Source organism: Paenibacillus sp. MDMC362 (assembly GCF_003269305.1).
GTDB lineage: Bacteria > Bacillota > Bacilli > Paenibacillales > Paenibacillaceae > Paenibacillus_AQ.
Genome location: NZ_QLYT01000008.1, coordinates 45,193 through 63,344 on the forward strand (window position 1 = coordinate 45,193; position 18,152 = coordinate 63,344).

Annotated in this window: 22 protein-coding genes; 2 read left to right on the forward strand and 20 right to left on the reverse strand. The window is 49.4% G+C overall.

Annotated elements, in window-relative coordinates; all coding sequences use genetic code 11:
* Positions 1-112 precede the first annotated feature (112 nt).
* The 8 genes from DP091_RS02370 to DP091_RS02405 are packed head-to-tail and all read right to left on the reverse strand — an operon-like array spanning position 113 to position 6,509.
* Complete coding sequence (locus tag DP091_RS02370) at positions 113-1,102, reverse strand: biotin--[acetyl-CoA-carboxylase] ligase (protein ID WP_113056902.1); 990 nt, start codon at positions 1,100-1,102, stop codon at positions 113-115.
* A complete protein-coding gene (locus tag DP091_RS02375) occupies positions 1,089-2,387 on the reverse strand; it encodes a CCA tRNA nucleotidyltransferase (protein ID WP_113056903.1) in 1,299 nt (432 codons plus the stop codon). The genes DP091_RS02370 and DP091_RS02375 overlap by 14 nt, the downstream gene beginning before the upstream one ends.
* A gap of 43 nt (positions 2,388-2,430) precedes the next feature.
* Positions 2,431-3,594, reverse strand: a complete 1,164-nt coding sequence (gene bshA / locus DP091_RS02380) for an N-acetyl-alpha-D-glucosaminyl L-malate synthase BshA (protein WP_113056904.1) — start codon at positions 3,592-3,594, stop codon at positions 2,431-2,433.
* 31 nt (positions 3,595-3,625) lie between these two features.
* Positions 3,626-4,333 carry a bacillithiol biosynthesis deacetylase BshB1 gene (bshB1, locus tag DP091_RS02385; protein WP_113056905.1) on the reverse strand — a complete coding sequence of 236 codons (708 nt, stop codon included), beginning with the start codon at positions 4,331-4,333 and terminating at the stop codon, positions 3,626-3,628.
* Positions 4,333-4,752 carry a methylglyoxal synthase gene (mgsA, locus tag DP091_RS02390; RefSeq protein WP_113056906.1) on the reverse strand — a complete coding sequence of 140 codons (420 nt, stop codon included), beginning with the start codon at positions 4,750-4,752 and terminating at the stop codon, positions 4,333-4,335. The genes bshB1 and mgsA overlap by 1 nt, the downstream gene beginning before the upstream one ends.
* A gap of 18 nt (positions 4,753-4,770) precedes the next feature.
* Positions 4,771-5,574, reverse strand: a complete 804-nt coding sequence (gene dapB / locus DP091_RS02395; RefSeq protein ID WP_113056907.1) for a 4-hydroxy-tetrahydrodipicolinate reductase — start codon at positions 5,572-5,574, stop codon at positions 4,771-4,773.
* 1 nt (position 5,575) lies between these two features.
* Positions 5,576-6,130: a tetratricopeptide repeat protein gene (locus DP091_RS02400; RefSeq protein ID WP_113056908.1), complete on the reverse strand. Its 555-nt coding sequence runs from the start codon at positions 6,128-6,130 to the stop codon at positions 5,576-5,578.
* Between the two features lie 49 nt (positions 6,131-6,179).
* On the reverse strand, positions 6,180-6,509 hold the full coding sequence (locus DP091_RS02405) for a nucleotide pyrophosphohydrolase (RefSeq protein ID WP_071218387.1): 330 nt from the start codon (positions 6,507-6,509) through the stop codon (positions 6,180-6,182).
* Between the two features lie 226 nt (positions 6,510-6,735).
* On the opposite strand from DP091_RS02405, the gene DP091_RS02410 reads away from it, so the two are divergent.
* The gene (locus tag DP091_RS02410; protein WP_113056909.1) at positions 6,736-7,605 is read left to right on the forward strand and encodes a YitT family protein; all 870 of its coding nucleotides are present in this window, start codon (positions 6,736-6,738) and stop codon (positions 7,603-7,605) included.
* A 45-nt stretch (positions 7,606-7,650) separates the two neighbouring features.
* Here the strand turns inward: DP091_RS02410 and DP091_RS02415 are convergent, their stop codons facing one another.
* The 8 genes from DP091_RS02415 to DP091_RS02450 all read right to left on the reverse strand — a co-directional run bounded on the left by DP091_RS02415 (position 7,651) and on the right by DP091_RS02450 (position 13,634).
* Positions 7,651-8,508, reverse strand: coding sequence for a sporulation protein YpjB (locus DP091_RS02415; RefSeq protein WP_113056910.1), 858 nt, complete (start codon positions 8,506-8,508; stop codon positions 7,651-7,653).
* A gap of 66 nt (positions 8,509-8,574) precedes the next feature.
* Positions 8,575-9,207: a DUF1405 domain-containing protein gene (locus DP091_RS02420; protein ID WP_113056911.1), complete on the reverse strand. Its 633-nt coding sequence runs from the start codon at positions 9,205-9,207 to the stop codon at positions 8,575-8,577.
* 138 nt (positions 9,208-9,345) lie between these two features.
* Positions 9,346-10,233: a menaquinol-cytochrome c reductase cytochrome b/c subunit gene (locus tag DP091_RS02425; protein ID WP_113056912.1), complete on the reverse strand. Its 888-nt coding sequence runs from the start codon at positions 10,231-10,233 to the stop codon at positions 9,346-9,348.
* A 21-nt stretch (positions 10,234-10,254) separates the two neighbouring features.
* Positions 10,255-10,926, reverse strand: coding sequence for a menaquinol-cytochrome c reductase cytochrome b subunit (gene qcrB, locus DP091_RS02430; RefSeq protein ID WP_006209500.1), 672 nt, complete (start codon positions 10,924-10,926; stop codon positions 10,255-10,257).
* A gap of 15 nt (positions 10,927-10,941) precedes the next feature.
* On the reverse strand, positions 10,942-11,487 hold the full coding sequence (locus tag DP091_RS02435) for a Rieske (2Fe-2S) protein (protein ID WP_015734548.1): 546 nt from the start codon (positions 11,485-11,487) through the stop codon (positions 10,942-10,944).
* 181 nt (positions 11,488-11,668) lie between these two features.
* Positions 11,669-12,094 carry a DUF2487 family protein gene (locus DP091_RS02440; protein WP_113056913.1) on the reverse strand — a complete coding sequence of 142 codons (426 nt, stop codon included), beginning with the start codon at positions 12,092-12,094 and terminating at the stop codon, positions 11,669-11,671.
* A gap of 103 nt (positions 12,095-12,197) precedes the next feature.
* On the reverse strand, positions 12,198-12,377 hold the full coding sequence (locus DP091_RS02445) for an IDEAL domain-containing protein (protein WP_006209497.1): 180 nt from the start codon (positions 12,375-12,377) through the stop codon (positions 12,198-12,200).
* A 105-nt stretch (positions 12,378-12,482) separates the two neighbouring features.
* Positions 12,483-13,634, reverse strand: coding sequence for a hypothetical protein (locus DP091_RS02450; protein ID WP_113056914.1), 1,152 nt, complete (start codon positions 13,632-13,634; stop codon positions 12,483-12,485).
* A 361-nt stretch (positions 13,635-13,995) separates the two neighbouring features.
* Here DP091_RS02450 and DP091_RS02455 point away from each other — a divergent pair, with 361 nt between their 5' ends.
* Positions 13,996-14,766: a class I SAM-dependent methyltransferase gene (locus DP091_RS02455; RefSeq protein ID WP_113056915.1), complete on the forward strand. Its 771-nt coding sequence runs from the start codon at positions 13,996-13,998 to the stop codon at positions 14,764-14,766.
* Between the two features lie 57 nt (positions 14,767-14,823).
* On the opposite strand, the gene DP091_RS02460 is transcribed toward DP091_RS02455, so the two are convergent.
* The 4 genes from DP091_RS02460 to DP091_RS02475 all read right to left on the reverse strand — a co-directional run bounded on the left by DP091_RS02460 (position 14,824) and on the right by DP091_RS02475 (position 18,132).
* Positions 14,824-15,411, reverse strand: coding sequence for a histidine phosphatase family protein (locus DP091_RS02460; RefSeq protein WP_113056916.1), 588 nt, complete (start codon positions 15,409-15,411; stop codon positions 14,824-14,826).
* Positions 15,412-15,438: 27 nt separating this feature from the next.
* Positions 15,439-16,041, reverse strand: a complete 603-nt coding sequence (locus DP091_RS02465) for an anti-sigma factor family protein (protein WP_113056917.1) — start codon at positions 16,039-16,041, stop codon at positions 15,439-15,441.
* Positions 16,038-16,631 carry an RNA polymerase sigma factor gene (locus tag DP091_RS02470; protein ID WP_015734542.1) on the reverse strand — a complete coding sequence of 198 codons (594 nt, stop codon included), beginning with the start codon at positions 16,629-16,631 and terminating at the stop codon, positions 16,038-16,040. Before DP091_RS02470 ends, DP091_RS02465 begins: the two co-directional genes overlap by 4 nt.
* Positions 16,632-17,043: 412 nt before the next feature.
* Positions 17,044-18,132, reverse strand: a complete 1,089-nt coding sequence (locus DP091_RS02475; protein WP_373456881.1) for a prephenate dehydrogenase — start codon at positions 18,130-18,132, stop codon at positions 17,044-17,046.
* Positions 18,133-18,152: the final 20 nt, after the last annotated feature.

An 18,152-nucleotide genomic window follows, 5' to 3' on the forward strand; every position in this document is an offset into this window, starting at 1 on the left:
AAAAAATAAATATTGTTCGTTGCTACTTGCTGAAGAGTGCAATTCGCTTATGGCGATACCGCCTCTTGGTCATAGTATAACAAATTCGAGCCATGATTTCACCATGTTTCATTTACCTGGTATTAAAAAGAATTTCACCGGAATATACGGGAATTAGCTCGTCATCTTGATTGCGAACCAGCAGCGCGCCGTCTCGATTGAGTCCTGTGGCAATCCCGCTAAAACGGTCACGGGCCGTCTGCACCTGAACTTCCCTGCCCACCGTCCCGGATAATGCTTCCCAGAGAGAGGCGATAGGCTCGAAGCCCTGCTCGTTATACAATTCATATAGAACCTCCATCTCCGCCATGATGGACTGGATCAGCGCTGTCCGGTTGACGGTTGCTCCGCAAGCCATGCGAATCGACGTCGCAACGCCGCGCAGTTCCTCCGGAAAATCCGATTCCTTCAGATTGGCGCTGATTCCGATACCGGCTATGCAGTAGCGCACCCTTTCGTCTTCTGTTGCAGACTCCAGCAGAATGCCGCAAACCTTTTTACCCTGAAACAGAATGTCGTTTGGCCATTTAATATCGGTCTGAACACCGGCGCACTTCGTAATTGCACGGCATACCGCTACGCCTGTCAATAGGGTCAGCTGCTGGGTTAAATGCAGCGGCTGCTTCGGTCTGAGCACCAGGCTCATCCATATGCCTTTGCCTCTGGGGGAATGGAATTTCCTTCCCATTCTTCCGCGACCGCCTGTCTGCTCTTCCGAGATCACAAGGGTGCCTTCGGCTGCCCCTTCTTCCGCCAATTGCCGGGCATCTTCCTGAGTTGATGTCGTTTTGTCAAGCAGCATCAGCTTTTTACCGAAGGTTTGACTGGTCATTCCCGCTTTCAGTTGCGCCACGCTCAGTTTGTCCGGTTCATCTAACATGCGGTAGCCAAGCCGCGGAACGGCCTCAAAATCATATCCCAATTGACGGAGCTTATTGATCTGCTTCCATACGGCCGTCCTGCTAATGGACAATTTACGGCTGATCTCTTCTCCGGACAAAAATTGCCCGGAATGCTCCTGGAACATTTTCAGAAGCGTATTGTCTTGATCATAGTCCTTCATTCTGAATTACCACCCGCTTTGCTTCTTCAATCAACGATTCCTTATCGTTGTTAATCAAACCTGCCGCCGTTTTCTCCAGCAATTGCCCGAGAAGTGCTCCTAGCCATGGGCCTCCACGCTTGTCCAGCGATTCAAGCAGTTCGTTTCCGGTAATGGCCAAATCTTTCAAACTCCGAATCCGGAGTTCCCGGAGCCAACCGTCAAGCTGTTCAATTACGCTTAATGAAGCTGAGGCTGCTCCCGTATGGTTCAACGCCTTCTGCAGCTGCAGCCATCCTTGAGCTGCCTCGGCTCCGTGGGCAAGGACGAGCTTAACCCATCGGTGCCTGGCGCTTTCGGTAGCTTCCCCTTCCTTCTTTTGTCGATAGGACTCATGAAGCGCGAGCAGCTTCACGATGGCTTCCCGCTGCTTATTGGAGAACGTCCACGATCTCAACAGCTCCTCTGCTTCCTGGGCTGAAATGCCGCAGGCAAGCAGCAGCAGCGTCCAGCGGATCGTAGAGTGCTCCGGCTTGATCCCATTCATGGCTTCGATCGCTTTCGTGTCATGCCCGGTATATGGAAAGGGTGCTTTCATTCGGGCGTACAAGCCGCTGCGGACAAACAGCTCCAATCCGCGTAAGGGGGCCGGGCCCGTTAAAATCTTTTCAAATTCACTGCGAATGCGTTCCATCGCAATCCAGCTTAAGGTGTCTCTCTCCGAGAGAATTCCTCTCCATGTATGAACCGCAATAGAGAAACCGAACACGGAAGCAAAACGGATGCAGCGAACCATGCGCAGGGCGTCTTCGCGGAAACGGAGGCGTGCATCGCCCACGCAGCGGATCACCTGCCTGTCAATATCGGCCCGTCCGCCAAACGGATCTACCCAGGAGCCATCAATCCCTCGGGCCATCGCGTTCATCGTAAAATCTCGCCGTCGCAAATCCTCCGTCACTTCTTCGACGAAAGCAACCTCCGTTGGATGACGATGGTCCTCGTAACCACTCTCCACGCGATAGGTCGTCACTTCGAAAGACTGGCCCTCCATCAGCACCGTCACGGTCCCATGCTTGATTCCTGTAGGAATAACCTTGGGAAAGATAGAACAGGTAACTTCGGGCAAGGCGGAGGTAGTTATATCCATATCATTGACCCTGCGTCCCATGTATTCATCACGGACACAGCCTCCGACCCAATACGCTTCATGTCCATGCCGAAGCAGAGTCCGGACCACGTCCGCACTCCGCTCAGCCATATCAGGATCCGCGTTGCTCCATCGTATTGAATTAAACATATCTGCCATAGTTTCCCGTTCCTTTATCCGAAAAACAACGAGAGGGTCGAGCTTAGCCGCAGACCGGCTTCAGCTCGCTAACCTCCCGTCCCAATACTCGGTAATATATTTCTTCGTACTTGCCCCGTATCAATTCATTGCAGAACATCGTCTTAGAACGATGGAGACAAGCCTTGCGAAGCCGCTCACTAAGCGCTTCATCCTTTAATATTTCAAGCACATGCTGAGCCATTGAATAGGTGTCTCCGATTGGAGCCAAATAGCCGGTTTCGCCATGTGTAATCAACTCGGGAATCCCGCCTGCCGTGGAGCCGACGGTAGGCACTCCGCAGGCCATCGCTTCCAGAGCAACCAGCCCAAAGCTTTCCTTCTCGGAAGGAAGCAGCAGCACATCGGCCATCGATATCACGTGCGCAATTTCATCTTGTTTGCCTAGAAAATGCACCTTGCTGCCGAGTCCGAGCTCATTGATCCGGCATTGGATTTTCGGAAGCTCCGGCCCTTCCCCGACAAGCAGCAGTTTCGCCGGTACCTGTTCCTGGACCTGGGCGAATATTTCCAGCACGTCTGCTACCCGTTTTACCGGACGGAAGTTGGAAATATGCATCAAAATCTTTTCATTCTCATCCGCATAATCTTTACGCAGCGATTTCGAATCCCGCGGATAATACACCCGGGGATCCACAAAATTGTAGGTAAGGTCAATATCCCGGCTTATATCCAGCAGCTCCCGCGTTTCTCGAATGAGATCCCGAGAGACAGCCGTAACGGCATCACTTTCGTTAATGGCGAGCCGAATCAGGTCCTTCAGCGATTCATCCTGTGCCAGAACCGTAATATCGGTTCCATGCAGCGTCGTGACGACCTTCAGTTGATCTCCGACCATCTGCTTTGCCAAGAAGGCACACACGGCATGCGGCACCGCATAGTGCACATGAAGCACATCAAGCTGCTGCATTTTGGCTACCTGAGCCATCTTTGTCGCTAGCGACAAATCATATGGCGGGTATCGAAACACATAGTAGTCGTTCACTTCAACTTCATGATAAAAAATATTTTTATGGAAAGTTCCTAACCGGAACGGAATGCTGTGAGCAATAAAATGAACCTGGTGGCCTTGCTCGGCCAGGAGTTTCCCCAGCTCTGTCGCCACCACGCCCGACCCGCCCAATGAAGGGTAACAGGTAATGCCGATTTTTAATGGTTGTTGATTCATGTCAGGCCTCCTTTACGTACGCCTCTATATATTATGCCTGCTTGGAGCCGAATAGATGAACAACATACGGACTTTTACAAGCGAAACCTTCTGCATAAGGAATAAGCCTGCGCGCTCCAAGCAGTGAATCCCTGGCCCGCACACGCTCTATGTACCCCTCGGTCAGCGGGGTAGAGACTGCATCTTCTTCAGCCTTTTGGAACTGGGAACGGTAACAAGACAGGGCCTGCTCCTTAACGGCGTAATCATCCGTAACGTCAACGACCAGGTCCGTTCTTCCGATATCATTTATGAAATAAAAATAAAGCTCGTCCACCTTAACCGGCGGCTGCTCGGGCATGTAACGGCGAAGCTTGGCATTAAATACCGCTTCCTCAACCAATCGGCTGCAAGCCACATGGTCCGGATGGCGATCCTCCCAGTAGGGAGCAAACACAATCGAGGGAGCAAACTTGCGAATCTCGGCTGTGACCGCTTCAATGTTTTCCGGTGTCACAAATAAGCCGCGGTCCGGCAATCCCAGATTCGTACGGACCTTGAGATCCAAAATCCGGGCAGCTTGGTCTGCCTCCTTCTTGCGAAGGTCGACCGTGCCGTTGGACGACATCTCGGCCTTTGTCAGATCGCAGATCCCGACCGACAGCCCAGCAGCCGTATGCTTTGCAATCGTTCCCGCCATTCCGATCTCGGCATCGTCTGCATGTGCTCCGAAGATTAAGATATCCAGTTTGCTGTTCATTAGCTATCCACACCCGGTTTGTATTTATGAACGAGTTCCCGCCATGCAAAATCGCCACGGTCCAGCGCTTTAACAAGAATCTCGGCCGTTGCCACATTGGTAGCAAGCGGAATTCCCTGCACGTCGCACAGACGAAGAAGTGCGTTAATGTCCGGTTCATGAGGCTGTGCCATCAAAGGATCCCGTAAAAAAATGATCAAATCCATCTCATTGTCCGCAACGAGTGCGCCTATCTGCTGGTCGCCGCCAAGCGGCCCTGAAGCAAAACGGTGAATGCTAAGGTTGGTTTGCTCCATAATACGAGTTCCCGTCGTTCCCGTTGAGTAAAGATTATGATCTTCGAATACATTTTCATACGCGATAACGAAATTGACCATTTCCTCTTTTTTTCGGTCATGAGCGATAAATGCAATATTCATAGTAATTTCTCCCCTATGTTAGTCGATAAAATGATCAAATCCATAGACCAAGCCGGTATACCCCATTACCTTCTCTATAGCCATCTTCACGCCCGGCATATAAGCTGCACGCTCATAGGAATCATGTCGAATCTTCAAGCTTTGTCCGTAACCGCCAAATATAACTTCCTGCTGGGCAAATACGCCCGGCAGACGAACACTGTGAATGCGGAAGCCGTTATAATACCCGCCTCTGGCGCCCTCGATGACCTCTTCTTCCTTCGGATTGCCCTGCCGGATCTCCTCGCGGTTTGCGGCAATCATTTCAGCTGTTTTGATCGATGTTCCCGATGGCGCATCAAGCTTCTGGTCGCCATGAGTTTCAATGATTTCAACATGAGGCAAATATTTGGCAGCCGCAGCGGCAAACTTCATCATCAGGATCGCTCCGATGGAGAAGTTCGGGGCGATCAAACCGCCGATATTCTGCTCCGCACACTGCTTGTCCAACTCTTCGATTTGCTCTGGCGTGAAGCCGGTTGTGCCCATGATCGGACGTACGCCGTGCTTAATGGCCAGAGCCGTGTTGGTATAGGCAAACTGCGGTGCTGTAAAATCAATCATGACATCCGGTTTCGATTCGACCAGCGCCATCTCCAGATCGGAAGTCACCGTAATGCCGCAGGCAGGAAGACCCACAAGCGTCCCTGCATCAGCACCTGCATCCGACCGGCCTACAGCGGCAACCAATTCCAGTTCGTCATCGCCCAAAACAAGCTTCACTACTTCTTTACCCATACGGCCGCCGGCACCGACGACCGCAACTGTCCATTTGTTTGCCATTCTACATGTCCTCACTTTCAATCCGATGCTGTACCTGCATATATGATTTCAAGCGCTGTTTGAGTTCCTCCATAATATGCTGAAGCCCGCTCTCCTGCGGGTACAATGAAATGACCTCTTTTAGCGTGGAAATGGCGCGTGCATGCTCATCAAGTTCGCTGTAGACCAGAGCAAGCCATACGTAGGCCTGGGCGTATAAAGGGTCCATCGCTACGGCTGATTTCAGATGAGACACGGCCTGATAGAGTTCAGACTTGGTTACATCCTTGCGATTCTCCACCATTTTTCTGGCACGCTGCACCAGCTCCGCCGCTTTGATATGCTGTAAGTGAAGTGCAAATTCCGGTTTGTCCGGCTGCAGCCGGACGGCTTCTTCCGCGTGAGTAATCGCCATTTCCAGTTTGTTGCTTCTGCCGTAGGTAATGGAGCATCGGTAATGCACTTCCGCATCTCCCGGATTCGCAATGATCGCTTGCTCAAACCAACGTAACGCCTCTTCGAAATCATTCTGAAGTATGCATCGATATGCTTTTTGTATATAACTTTCAGGTTTCACGGGCTGTCCCTCCCCACAGCGGGTTTGGTACAGCATATGTAGCAACAGCCTAATCGGTGTTTATTTTCGTCCAACGATCGGCATCACGCGTCGCAAATTTATGCATGACTTTCGCGTGCGCTTCCGCGAGATCGATGCCAAGGGAATTGGCAAAACAAATCGTAATAAACAATATATCTCCAAGTTCCATTTCGATGGAATTGTCTGCTTCATCCGCTTTCTTCGGTTTTTCTCCGAACTGATGATTAACCTCTCTGGCGAGCTCGCCCACCTCTTCCGACATCCGGGCCATCATGGATAAAGGACTGAAATAACCTTCCTTGAATTGTGATATGTATTGATCGACTTCCTGCTGCATTTCAGCCATTGATTTTCCCAAGACTTTATAACTCCCTTCACTGCACAGTCTGCCTCAACTTGTAAATTCAAGCTGAAAAGCAGCATTCTCTCATGACGAGCGATTGGTTTTAAACCTATGTTATCGTAAAGCGGATTTGAAAACAAATAATTTTTTATGGCTGCGACATGATCGGCACATACTAGGTAGGTGTACGAGCAACCCGGACATACGGGTAATATCCACCATCGGGAATGCGAGGGGTCTTATGAAATCGTCCAAATTGCTCCATCAGCTTCAAACGATCATTCCGATCATCGCCGGCTCCGCCATTTACGCATTCGGCCTTATGTATTTCATCATTCCGAATGAGCTCATGGAGGGGGGCGTCACCGGCATTACCGTACTGCTTAACTATGCCTTTAACATATCGCCGTCCATCTCAACCATGGCGCTCAATATCCCGCTATTCCTGGTCGGCATGAAAATTCTCGGTAAACGCCAGTCTATTTACACAGGTCTGGGCATTGCCTCATTAACCCTGTTTCTGTGGCTGTTTGAAGCGCTAATCGACCGCGGCTATGTTGTGCCGTTTCATACCGAACAGGACTATATTCTTGCTGCGCTCTACGCAGGTGTCACATTGGGGGCAGGGCTCGGCATTGTGTTTCGGTTTGGCGGTACGACGGGCGGTTCAGACATTATTGCCAGAATCATTAACCGGAAATTCGGCTTCAGCATGGGCCAAATTATTCTATCCCTGGATATCTTGATCATCGGGCTTTCCTTATTCTTTATCCCGCTCGAGCGGATATTGTATACCCTCGTCGCCGTATTCATCGCTTCCAAGGTCATCGATTTCATACAGGAAGGCGCTTATGCCGCCAAAGCCTTCACCATCATCAGTGATCAGGCGCCCGAAATCGCCCATCGCATTTCAAGCGAGATGGATCGCGGGGTTACGCTAATCCCCGCCATCGGCGCCTACTCCAAGCAAGCCAAGCATATGGTATACTGCGTCGTATCCCGGCAGGAAATTCGCCGCTTAACGGGAATCGCCAAATCGCTGGACCCTCGGGCATTTATAATCATTAATGATGTCAATGATGTGCATGGCGAAGGATTTAAAGAGGAATAGCCCGGTTCGCACCGGGCCACAATCGGAACAGCTATGGATTCCCGCCTACATTTTGCGAGGGAACATTGGTTTTGAGCTATACAGCTGACCACGGTATTTGCGGTATCCAGCAAACGTTAATGCCGCCAAAATGAAAGCGCCGATGACCAGCTGCCAGGTCCATGGTTCCTTGACCTCTCCCAGTGGAGCTAGGGCAGGTTCATCCTTTTTCTTGCCAAACAATGTGTTGATCATTTCCTCGCCCTGCGGAACCATTTTTTGCACCTGTGCCGTGTCCCCCGAAGACACCAGACCCCCGGCATAGGATATCCAGGACTCCATCATGTTGACATCCTCAGGCTTTCGCTGTATGACAACGGAAGGACGGATGAGTTCATAATGTTCACTGAGGCTGGCATACGCTCGTCTCATGCCAGCCTGATCCTGCTGGGCGGCATATTCCCCCATGACTCTCAGGTCTTCACGTATGACCTTGTAATATTGGAGCCATAACGCATCTCTGGCATGGATCAGGCTATCGGTTGCCATACGGAGTTTACCTGCGGACACCATCCAGTGCTGCGGCTCCTGCGTGGCCCGTGCCGTGGCTTCCTTCATCTCCAGAATGCTCTCAGCCAAAACATGAATACCTTCTACACCGGTCAACCCCTGAAATGACGAAGCCTCAAACAACCCGGATACCCGGCGAATATCATCCAGCACGGCTTGGACATTGCCTTCCTCCACATGACGGTATAGCTGCTCCACTTCCTTGTTCAGCGCCTTGGCCTGTATGGATGCGGCGGGCGAAGTCTCCGACTGTTCATTTGCCGGGGTAGCCCATACAGAATCACCCATGCTGACGGTAACCAGCATAAGCAGTGCAGACAGGCACAGCAGGAGCTTCGGAAAGGTTCGAAACATGGGACATCCCTCCTACCGTATATGTATGGCAGAAGGGATGCTCATAGAACCGCGTTGCCTGCACGGCTAACGGTGTTTGGAATTCCCGTATTTCATGAAGATCCAGCCGGCAAAACCACTGAAGAGAGTCAATAGATAGGTGAACAGCTCGACCGCTGAAAGGTCATCATATAATTGACCCGGCAGCCAAGGAAATACGCCGTACGTATAATCTACGGTGTCATTCAACAGTGTCCATGCAATGGCCCCAGTGAGCGCTGTCCAGCGATAATGAAACAATCGTACGAACAATAACGCTTCTACCGCCATCGCGGTATGTGAAGCAACGAGCATCCAATCCTGCCATGCCAGCACATCCCCTTGGGCTTGTCCGGCAAATATGATAGCAACAGCCCATATTCCATACTTCACCGAAGTAACGACCGCCAGCGCCTCAATGAATTGCTGAAACAAGGAACCTCCAAGCCCCCGAGGCGGGTAAAGGAGCAGCAGAAGCGCTAAACTGAAGAATAAACTGGCCGTCGGGCTGTCCGGTACGAATATGACCTGCCATAGCAAGCCATGCTCCACGGTATCGACCATTTGACTCCCATACCATATGTATCCATAAATCGTTCCAAGGATGTTGCATATGAGCAGCAACCAGAGAATCGAACGCTTACTTAGAAATTCCCGGCTCCAAAAATACGAAATCGACAAACTCTGTCCTCCTGTCCTGTTCCTTGTATTGTTCATTTTACGACTAATGCCGATTATACCTAATCCCCACATACATTTCATCTATATTTAACATTTAAAAAAACCTGACCGCAATGCGGTCAGGTTCGTCTGTGCATCTTACTCTGCAGCTGCTTCTGCCTTTTGGCTTGCGAGCCAATCAGCCAGCTGATCGAGTTGTTCTTCGGTTACTCCGGCCGCAAGCGCAGTGTCTTTCATAGCCGGCATGCCGCCTTGGCCATTTTCAATAATAGCCATGATCTCTTCTTTCGTGTGGGTATCCCCGACACCGCGAAGCGACGGTCCGGATGCCCCTTTCAAATCTGCAGCATGACAAGAGATACAGGTAGCTGTCTTAAAGGTTTCCATCGCGGGATTATCCTTATCAACGATCGCTACAATACTGTCTTCTGGCTGCTTACCACTACTCGTTGGCAGGCCAGCTGCATGCTTCTCTTCCGCCTCTTCTTCACGCTGAATATGCTCAGGCTTCTGTCCGGTAGCTTCCAGCTCATGCACATAGTGCGTCCATGCTGCATTCGTCAAATAGATGACTGCAAATAACGACAGAATCATAAGGGCCGAAGTAATAGGCCGCTTGTAGAACCGCCGCTCTTTTCCCGTATCCAGGAAAGGAACAAGGAGCAATGCGCCGAAGGCCACGCCCGAAACACCAATCGTACCAAGTACTACATAATCACCGGAAGCGTATGGAAGCTTCAGGTATTCATACAGGAACAGGAAGTACCAGTCCGGCATCGGGATTACTGAAGCTCCCGGATCCGCGGGATAACCGAGCGGAGCCGGCTCCGAGATGGTCAGCACAAGGAAACCGACCAGTACAACTACACCAACCATCCATTCCTTCAACAAGAAGTTAGGAATGAACGCTTCTGATTTGCCGGGATATGCGGTGTAATCCGGCGGCGTAACCCAACCGCTGCCTTTTTTCACACGCGAATCGCCGACATAAACTACTTTCTCATCAGATTTATGACCATGTGCCATAAATATGCGCCTCCCTTCTTCTTATAGTGGACCGGAAATACCTTGTCTGCGGATCATGATAAAGTGTCCTACCAATAGAGCAAGAAGGACAGCCGGAAGGAAGAATACGTGAATCGCGAAGAAACGCGTCAACGTTTCGGCGCCTACGATCGTACCGCCTTGCAGCAATTCTTTAATGATAGGTCCAAGCCAAGGTACGGAGTTCGCAATCTCCAATGTAACTTTTGTAGCGAAGTAAGCTTTGTTATCCCATGGCAGCAGGTAACCTGTCAGACCAAGACCGAGCATAACAAAGAAAATGAGCATACCAACAACCCAGTTCATTTCACGCGGCGCTTTATAAGAACCGGTGAAGAACACGCGCATCGTATGCAAGAACATCATCACGATTACCAAGCTTGCGCCCCAGTGGTGCATACCGCGGACAATCTGTCCGAAGGCAACCTGCGTCTGCAGGTACTCAACACTGTTGTAAGCGTTTATGATATCCGGTACATAATACATCGTCAGGAACATCCCCGACAGAATCTGGATGACTGTGATAAAAAACGTCAAGCCGCCGAAACAGTACACAAACGCGGAGAAATGATGGGCCGGGTTTACGTGTTCCGGTACCTCGTGATCTGCAACGTCTCTCCAAATCGGCGTGATATCGAGACGTTCATCAATCCAGTTGTAGACATTCTTCAACATCTGAATCTACGCCTCCTATTTAACTACGGTATTTGGCACGATGGCGCCGAGGTAAATCCAGCCGTTCTCGATTTTCGTCTCGTACTGGTCAAGCGGCTTCGGCGCTACTGCCAGGTTCTTACCGTCCGGTGTATAACGCGCACCGTGGCAAGGGCAGTGGTATTCATCAGGGAAATTTTTGTTGTTATTCCATCCAACAAGGCATCCCAAATGCTTACAGATCGGTGAAAGCGCTACAATTTCACCCTGATCGTTCTTACGAATCCACGCCGTCAAAGTAGCCGTACTGTTGTACCAGCCGTCCTGCTGTTTGAGCTCGAAATGGAATTCCTGTGGATCGTTGGTAATTTTGCTCTCTTCCGCGACCTTTACAAAAGACCCTTCTTCTTTATTTTGAAGAATCGGATCAACGGCAAAGCGAAGCATTGGCAAAACTACTCCAGCAGCCATATAAGCTGTGGCACCGCCCAACGTGTATGTAAGAAATTGTCTGCGGGACATCTCTTTCTGTCGGGGTGGATTGTGCGATTCTTCATGCTCGTCATTGTGGTTGCTGCTCATTCTGTGTTCAACCCCCTTTGTCAACCGTTCTTAAGTGTCATCAATGATTAAAATCACACGACTTACTAGGACATACTAATAATATCTTAGGCTCCCAAGACCGTCAAGAATTTGAACCCCAAATTTGGGTTCGCTTCCAATAGCCCTTTCATAAATTGTTGGTTTTTTGTCACATTTAGACTCAGCTTTCCTGCTGCCACATTTCACTGATTTGCCCGGTAACGATGGCTGACAGGGGGACGCCTTCGATGCCTTGCAACCTGCGCCGGGACAGGACCAGCGTACTTTCAGGCACATCCTCTTTAGAGAGCTCAACATCCGCTGTCATGATAACAACAAATTTAAACCCGCTGGATTTGACATTGTGACAAACTTCATTTAGAAGCTTTATATCTTCAGTATTTCCATATTGTACAGCAGGATATGTAACCAATCTTCCCTTAAACGGAATTTCAGCCAAATCCATAAAATCCCGCAGCCGTTCAAGCGCAGCTGTCGCCTCCCACGGGGTTTCCATACCCGATAATCCGGTAAACGGAATCAGGCAGGTATCAAAAAAAGGTTGAAGTTCCGGCCAAGTCTGCTCTTCCACTTCACTAAATTTCATGCAAGGTACATCCTTTCTGCTCACTCATCATCATTTTGTTATCATTATACGAGTGCAGGGGCGGGTAAAGCAAAAAAAAGAAGAAATGCGTTAAAGCATTTCTTCAATTCAAAGTCCTCAGTTCATCCGTCAGGTTTCGGAAAGCCACTTCGTCGCCGGAAGCCAGCGCTTCGTCAATTTCTTTATACAGCTCTTCACTCCGATGCTTGCGCAATGCTTCGTCCCACACCATTTCGGCCGCCAGACCTAACATAACCTCGTAAGTAACCTTCATCTTATCCATTAGGATGCACCTCCAAACTAAATTTGCGTATACCTTATATTCTTTCCCTTTAAATGCTTCTACTTCCAAAACTTTTTGCGGCTGCTGCGAATGTAACCAAACAACCTAGAGAATCAAATCATTCGAATCGCTGATATGTATGCCGGCTTCCGCGGCCTTCAAGCCAAGCGCCGTCATTTTGTACGTTGTTCCCATACTCTGGCTCTCTCCTATTCTGAGCATCCCCAAATGCATCAGCATGCGGATAATCCGCTGCTCCAAAATATTTTGTGGACTGTCATAATAGAAAGGACGGATTAGCCAGCCCAGCGATTCGTAAAGAGAGGCTGCGGTGACCCAATCTCTTGCGCATTGACTGATCCAGTATACAAGAGAATTGATATTGGGAATTGCGCCTTTATAAAGTCTTAACCAAAAGCGGAATATCTGTATCACGCTAACTTGATTTCCTTCTTCCATAAGCGCAGTTCCGCTTTCAGTCAGGATCAACCGGGCGTTGTTTTCCCTGATCCATTTTTTAGCGTAAGCATAATCGTACAGCAGCGCAAAGCGATCGGGATATTCAATGCAGGAGCGGCCATACCCGAACCTCCATGCTCCCTTGGTAATGGGCGGCTCGGATATATGCAGTGTACTCATCAGCTGCTGCTGATTCCGCCTATACATGAATCCTTCCTGATTCAACTCGATATCATGTCTGCCGACATATTTAAGAATCAGCATGAGATCTTCTGCGGCGAGTCCCTGCTCATCCCGGTATACTTCCGGGTCATCACTTAATCGCTGCAGATTACGATGAAGCCGTTCACGCAGCACGTCACGAAACCGTTCCTTCATATCCGAAGGCACTTGAAACAAATACTTGGTGGAATGGGTAAAGCCGTTAAACAACCAGCCGCTTCGGCGATAACGTGCGACCGCCTCACGCGGACTTTCCGTTTTGGCGGCGGCAGCTTTTTTGTTTGAAGAAGCTTGATCCTCTTTCTCCTCCAATTCCGCCGCTTGACGGATCGCAGCCGTCAATTCCTCCAGGCTATAGCCTGTTCGAGTGTCAAATGCCAGGTTGTTCAGAAAACGCAAATCGCTTGGTGACAAGCTGCTGACCTGCTCCTCGAAAAACTCTCTGCGCCCGAGCTTGGACAGAATACTCTGGATCAGTTCATGCTTTGAATTCCGCTTAGCGTCACAATCATAGTGATTCGCTATATTGCTAAGCTGTCCAATATCGGCATATGTGAGCATATCCGCTAGATTCATCTTCCATCGCCTCGCCGTTTTACAACCATTATGGGAAGGTTTTGGACATTTGATACCTGATACACTTCGGTTTTACGAAATATTTTTTTATTTTTTTGTATATAGAAATGACTATGCTCTCTTATTAAATGATAGAATACTTACTGATTGCTGCTAAAGATTTCGCTTATGATCGTTACATCTAAATAAAATGAAAAAACCGCTTTATATGAAGGAAATAATTGAATCACTACAGGAGGACATGATCATGAGAACCCCGGAACATGAAATATAACTAGGTGCGAATCGAATCCGCGGACCTCCCTTAAGAGCTTTCAACAATGAAACAACACTCATAATAAAAGCTAGGAGGTTATGTGAAATGATAAAGGATTCAGCGTTTATGGCCTTTATTCAAGATATCGATCAGCATTTTTCAGGATGGGACTTCTCGAGAATAACAGCAACAGGCCGCATGCAGTCCCACGCCCTCCCCTGGTCTTTAGGCAGCATGGTCATTCCGTTCATGCGAGATGCCGCTACGATGCTGGATATGGGGACAGGAGGAGGAGAGTTCCTATCCTCCCTTCATCCGCTGCCGAAAACGGTTTATGCCACTGAAGGGTATAAACCAAACGTTCCGATTGCACGACAAAAACTTGAGCCGCTTGGCGTAAAAGTCGTCTATTTTGAAGAGGATTCCTCGCTGCCTTTGAAGGATCATTTTTTTGATCTGATCATCAATCAGCACGAATCCTATTCCGCGGCGGAAATCAAAAGAATTCTAAACGGTCAGGGCGTGTTCGTAACCCAGCAATCTGGGGGAACCGACTGTTATGGAATCAACGAATGGTTTGGCGTTCCGTTAAATGAAGAGTTCGCGCACTGGGATCTGGCAACCGCAGTCCAAGAACTGCAGGATCACCGTTTCAACGTCACCTTCAGCCGGGAGGCCTTTTCACCGCAGCGGTTTTATGACATCGGTGCACTGGTCTATTACCTGCGAGCGATTCCCTGGCAGATTCCCGATTTCACGGTGGAACGATACCTTGAGCCTTTATATCAGATTCATCAGGAAATCCGGACCAAGGGCTATTTCGAGGTGCAGCAGCATCGGTTTATTATAATAGCGCAGCATAGAACTTCATCCTAATACCAAAAAAGAGCCTTCCCGCGGGAAGGCTCTTACTTCTGTTAATGAATCTCCATGTTACGACTGTTTTGTCAATAGATGCTTGGTACAGTTAAACAGCAGGGGCGACCAGTCATCATCTTTTCTCTCCAGGACGGTGAGCGACAAATTGCCGATCCGCTCGCTCAGAACACCGCGGCACACCAGCTTGTAGAGCTGCGCTAAAAAACCACCGTGGCTGATAACCAGAATATTGGCGTTCGGGTGTTTATGCCACATATCATCCAGAAAGACAAGCCCTCTGGATTGAAGCTCCAAATCCGTCTCCTGTCCCAAATCGAGCAGGTGCCAATCGGCACCGAACCGGGATTCACGTTCTTCCGCTGTCAAACCTTCCACCTGACCGTACTTGCGCTCGCGCAAACGGTCATCCGGCGGCATTAATGGAATGTTCAGCATGGACGAGATGATCTTAGCGGTTTCTTCAGCACGGGAAAGTCCGCTGCTAACGGCAAAGTCCCACCGGTAAGGCTCCTGCAGTAGTCGATCCCCAAGCAAACGGGCTTGACGACGACCTTCCTCATTCAGTGGAATGTCCGTTTGACCTTGAATTTTGCCTAACGCATTCCAATCCGTTAATCCATGACGAACCAAGCCGATTTGCATGCCGCATCTCCTCCATCCTAACCTTTTTTATCTTCTGACTCGATTTAATTTCTTCAGGAAAAACATGGCGAATCCAATGCCCAATAGGGATAGTATCATCCAATATTCTGGCTGGGTCGGGCTCATATCAACCACAAAAGGATCAATAATGCCGCTGTTGGTTTTCGGAATCTTGTAATCGTCATGAGAGTTCAGGGTTTGGGCCGTGTCAGCCACCCCCGTTGGGATGATCCCTGTCGTTACCGCTTCCGGAACTGGCTCCGGCTGATTGCCGGTAGCAGCAAAATATGCGAAGCTGCATACAAACAGAGCCAAAAATCCGGCAATCATGAGAGTCAGCCGCTTGCGGAACACTCGGCTTACCGCCCGACTCTTAGACGTTTCCTCCACCAGCCATGGGAAATCACGATAGATGCGGTCCATCACGTTGCGGTTGATTTGTTCAGCGTCCATGTCGGGGATCTCATGTTCCAGAACATGAACCATGTTCTGGCTTTCCACCCACATTTCGTACTCCGCTGCACATGAGCTGCAGGTTTGAACATGTGCCTTCAGCCGTTGTCGCCGCAGATCATTGTCCGGCAAATCCCAGACAGTTTCCATCAGCTCTTGGGCTTCATCGCAATTCATCTGTTCTTCATCCCTCTCAGATCCTCAAAAACCGGCTCATAAAAATAGGGTTCGAGCTGAATTTTGACACTGCCGCGAGCTCTGAACAACAATGACTTAACCGAACTGACGCTTTGACCTAGAATATCTGCGATTTCCTGATAATCCAGTTGATCATACTCCCGCAGAATCAGTGCCGATCTCTGTTTCTCCGGCAAATTATTAATCGCTTCCCTTACCATATGTACTCGTTCACTGCGTAGGATTGCCTGCTCCGGAGCAACCTCAAGCGGAGCCACAGGCACGACCCCGCTCTCCTCCAGCGGCAATGTGCCGCTCCGATGCTTGCGAAGTTCGCTGAGCACGGTGTTGCGGGCAATGGTATAGAGCCAGGTCGAGAAGGATGCATCCACTTCCCGGAATGAGTGCAAACTCCGGAATGCCTTATAAAATGTTTCCGAACATAAATCTTCAGCCATAAGCTCCATGTGCGAACTTTTTAACATATGATAGACAAATGCTAATATTTTCCTCTGATAACGCCGCATTAATTCGGAATAAAGTTCGGTATTGCCTTGCTTAATTTCTTGGATTAGTTGGGAATCCGTCATATGATTTTTCGTTCCTCCTTCACCATCCGGTGCCTCTTCCCTGTCCTTTACATCTCCCTCGGGATGCAATGATCAAGGATTTGTGCAAAAGTACCGTCAAACCATATATAGTTACGCCTCAAGATGTCTGACTATTCTATGTATTTGGCAATTTCCCCAAATCTTCTACACTAGCACTCTAGCATTATAGCACATATTGGAGAAAAGTTCAGGTTTGTGGCAGCAGGTTTTCCACGGATAGGAAAAAAGACAAAAAAAATCCGCCTTCAACATTGAAGGCGGTTGCACACAGTGCAATATTTTGGATAGGAGTGGAGAGAAACCATACTGTACTTTTATTATATGTATACGTTTTCATTTTGTCAACACTGAAAACGAATTTATTTCCGGTTGTTTAAAAACAACCGAAAAATTACTGGTACACCGAGTGCCCTTGTGACAACAGAAGCTCTTTCGCCCGCTCCTGTTCGATTTCATTGCGGAAGGAAAGCCTCATCACGCCAGGCACATCTTCCCGACTCTCGATAATCTGCATGTTGCTGAGGTTGATGCTGTTCGTCCCCAAATCCGTTGCTATACGGCCAATGATACCCGGATGGTCAGGCACGTCCAGATACAAATCATATTGGGGAACGATCATTCCCTTCCGCCGCTCTGGCAGGACGCTGCGGAATTCCCCCGCTCTGCGGAAAGCCTCTTCAATAGCAGCCCCGTCCTTCGACTCCAGCATGTCCATAAATCGCTGGATTCCTTCGTTCCAGTCTCGTAACAGCGGCAGCATGACATTGCGATTATTTAATAGAATGTCCCGCCAAACGACCGGGTCGCTGGAGGCGATACGGGTAATATCCCGGAATCCCCCTGCAGCCAGCGTGCGATACAACGGATTATCGTCATTGTAGGAGCTGATCTGGTTCACCAAGGCCACTGCGATCACATGAGGCAGATGACTGATGGCTCCGACAATCTCATCGTGCAGCCTTGGCTCCACCTTTACAATGTGAGCACGCGTATACGACAGAAGCTCCACAAGCACGTCCAGCTTCTCCTGTGGGATATCATCCGGCGGAGTAAGCACATAATATGCATTCTCGAATAAAACGGTGGAGGCAGCGCCGACACCGGATCTTTCCGAGCCGGCCATCGGATGTCCTCCGATAAAATAGGCATCCTTAAGCACAAGTTGGGATGCGCATTCGGCAATACTCGCTTTGGTACTGCCTACATCCGTAATAATGCATCCGGGTTTAAGCCGCAATTCACTCAGACGTTTTATGTACATCTCGAGACTTCCTACGGGAACGCACAAAAATATGACGTCCGCGTCCTGGGCAGCTTCTTCCACCGAAAGCGTAACCTTATCGACAACGCCCTTGGCGATTACCTGGTCGGCATATTCCTGCGTGTGGGCATAACCGGTAACGGTTATGCCTGGTTTTCCTTTGAAGTTTAATGCTAACGAACCGCCGATCAAGCCGACGCCGAAAATAGAAATTTGCATGGTCATATTCTCTCTCTCAC

Coding starts and splice junctions, on each gene's coding strand:
- DP091_RS02370 (WP_113056902.1), bottom strand. CDS start 1,102: ATGAAGGACTATGATCAAGACAATACGCTTCTGAAAATGTTCCAGGAG.
- DP091_RS02375 (WP_113056903.1), bottom strand. CDS start 2,387: ATGGCAGATATGTTTAATTCAATACGATGGAGCAACGCGGATCCTGAT.
- bshA (WP_113056904.1), bottom strand. CDS start 3,594: ATGAATCAACAACCATTAAAAATCGGCATTACCTGTTACCCTTCATTG.
- bshB1 (WP_113056905.1), bottom strand. CDS start 4,333: ATGAACAGCAAACTGGATATCTTAATCTTCGGAGCACATGCAGACGAT.
- mgsA (WP_113056906.1), bottom strand. CDS start 4,752: ATGAATATTGCATTTATCGCTCATGACCGAAAAAAAGAGGAAATGGTC.
- dapB (WP_113056907.1), bottom strand. CDS start 5,574: ATGGCAAACAAATGGACAGTTGCGGTCGTCGGTGCCGGCGGCCGTATG.
- DP091_RS02410 (WP_113056909.1), top strand. CDS start 6,736: ATGAAATCGTCCAAATTGCTCCATCAGCTTCAAACGATCATTCCGATC.
- DP091_RS02415 (WP_113056910.1), bottom strand. CDS start 8,508: ATGTTTCGAACCTTTCCGAAGCTCCTGCTGTGCCTGTCTGCACTGCTT.
- DP091_RS02425 (WP_113056912.1), bottom strand. CDS start 10,233: ATGGCACATGGTCATAAATCTGATGAGAAAGTAGTTTATGTCGGCGAT.
- qcrB (WP_006209500.1), bottom strand. CDS start 10,926: ATGTTGAAGAATGTCTACAACTGGATTGATGAACGTCTCGATATCACG.
- DP091_RS02435 (WP_015734548.1), bottom strand. CDS start 11,487: ATGAGCAGCAACCACAATGACGAGCATGAAGAATCGCACAATCCACCC.
- DP091_RS02440 (WP_113056913.1), bottom strand. CDS start 12,094: ATGAAATTTAGTGAAGTGGAAGAGCAGACTTGGCCGGAACTTCAACCT.
- DP091_RS02445 (WP_006209497.1), bottom strand. CDS start 12,377: ATGGATAAGATGAAGGTTACTTACGAGGTTATGTTAGGTCTGGCGGCC.
- DP091_RS02450 (WP_113056914.1), bottom strand. CDS start 13,634: ATGAATCTAGCGGATATGCTCACATATGCCGATATTGGACAGCTTAGC.
- DP091_RS02455 (WP_113056915.1), top strand. CDS start 13,996: ATGATAAAGGATTCAGCGTTTATGGCCTTTATTCAAGATATCGATCAG.
- DP091_RS02460 (WP_113056916.1), bottom strand. CDS start 15,411: ATGCAAATCGGCTTGGTTCGTCATGGATTAACGGATTGGAATGCGTTA.
- DP091_RS02465 (WP_113056917.1), bottom strand. CDS start 16,041: ATGAATTGCGATGAAGCCCAAGAGCTGATGGAAACTGTCTGGGATTTG.
- DP091_RS02470 (WP_015734542.1), bottom strand. CDS start 16,631: ATGACGGATTCCCAACTAATCCAAGAAATTAAGCAAGGCAATACCGAA.
- DP091_RS02475 (WP_373456881.1), bottom strand. CDS start 18,132: ATGCAAATTTCTATTTTCGGCGTCGGCTTGATCGGCGGTTCGTTAGCA.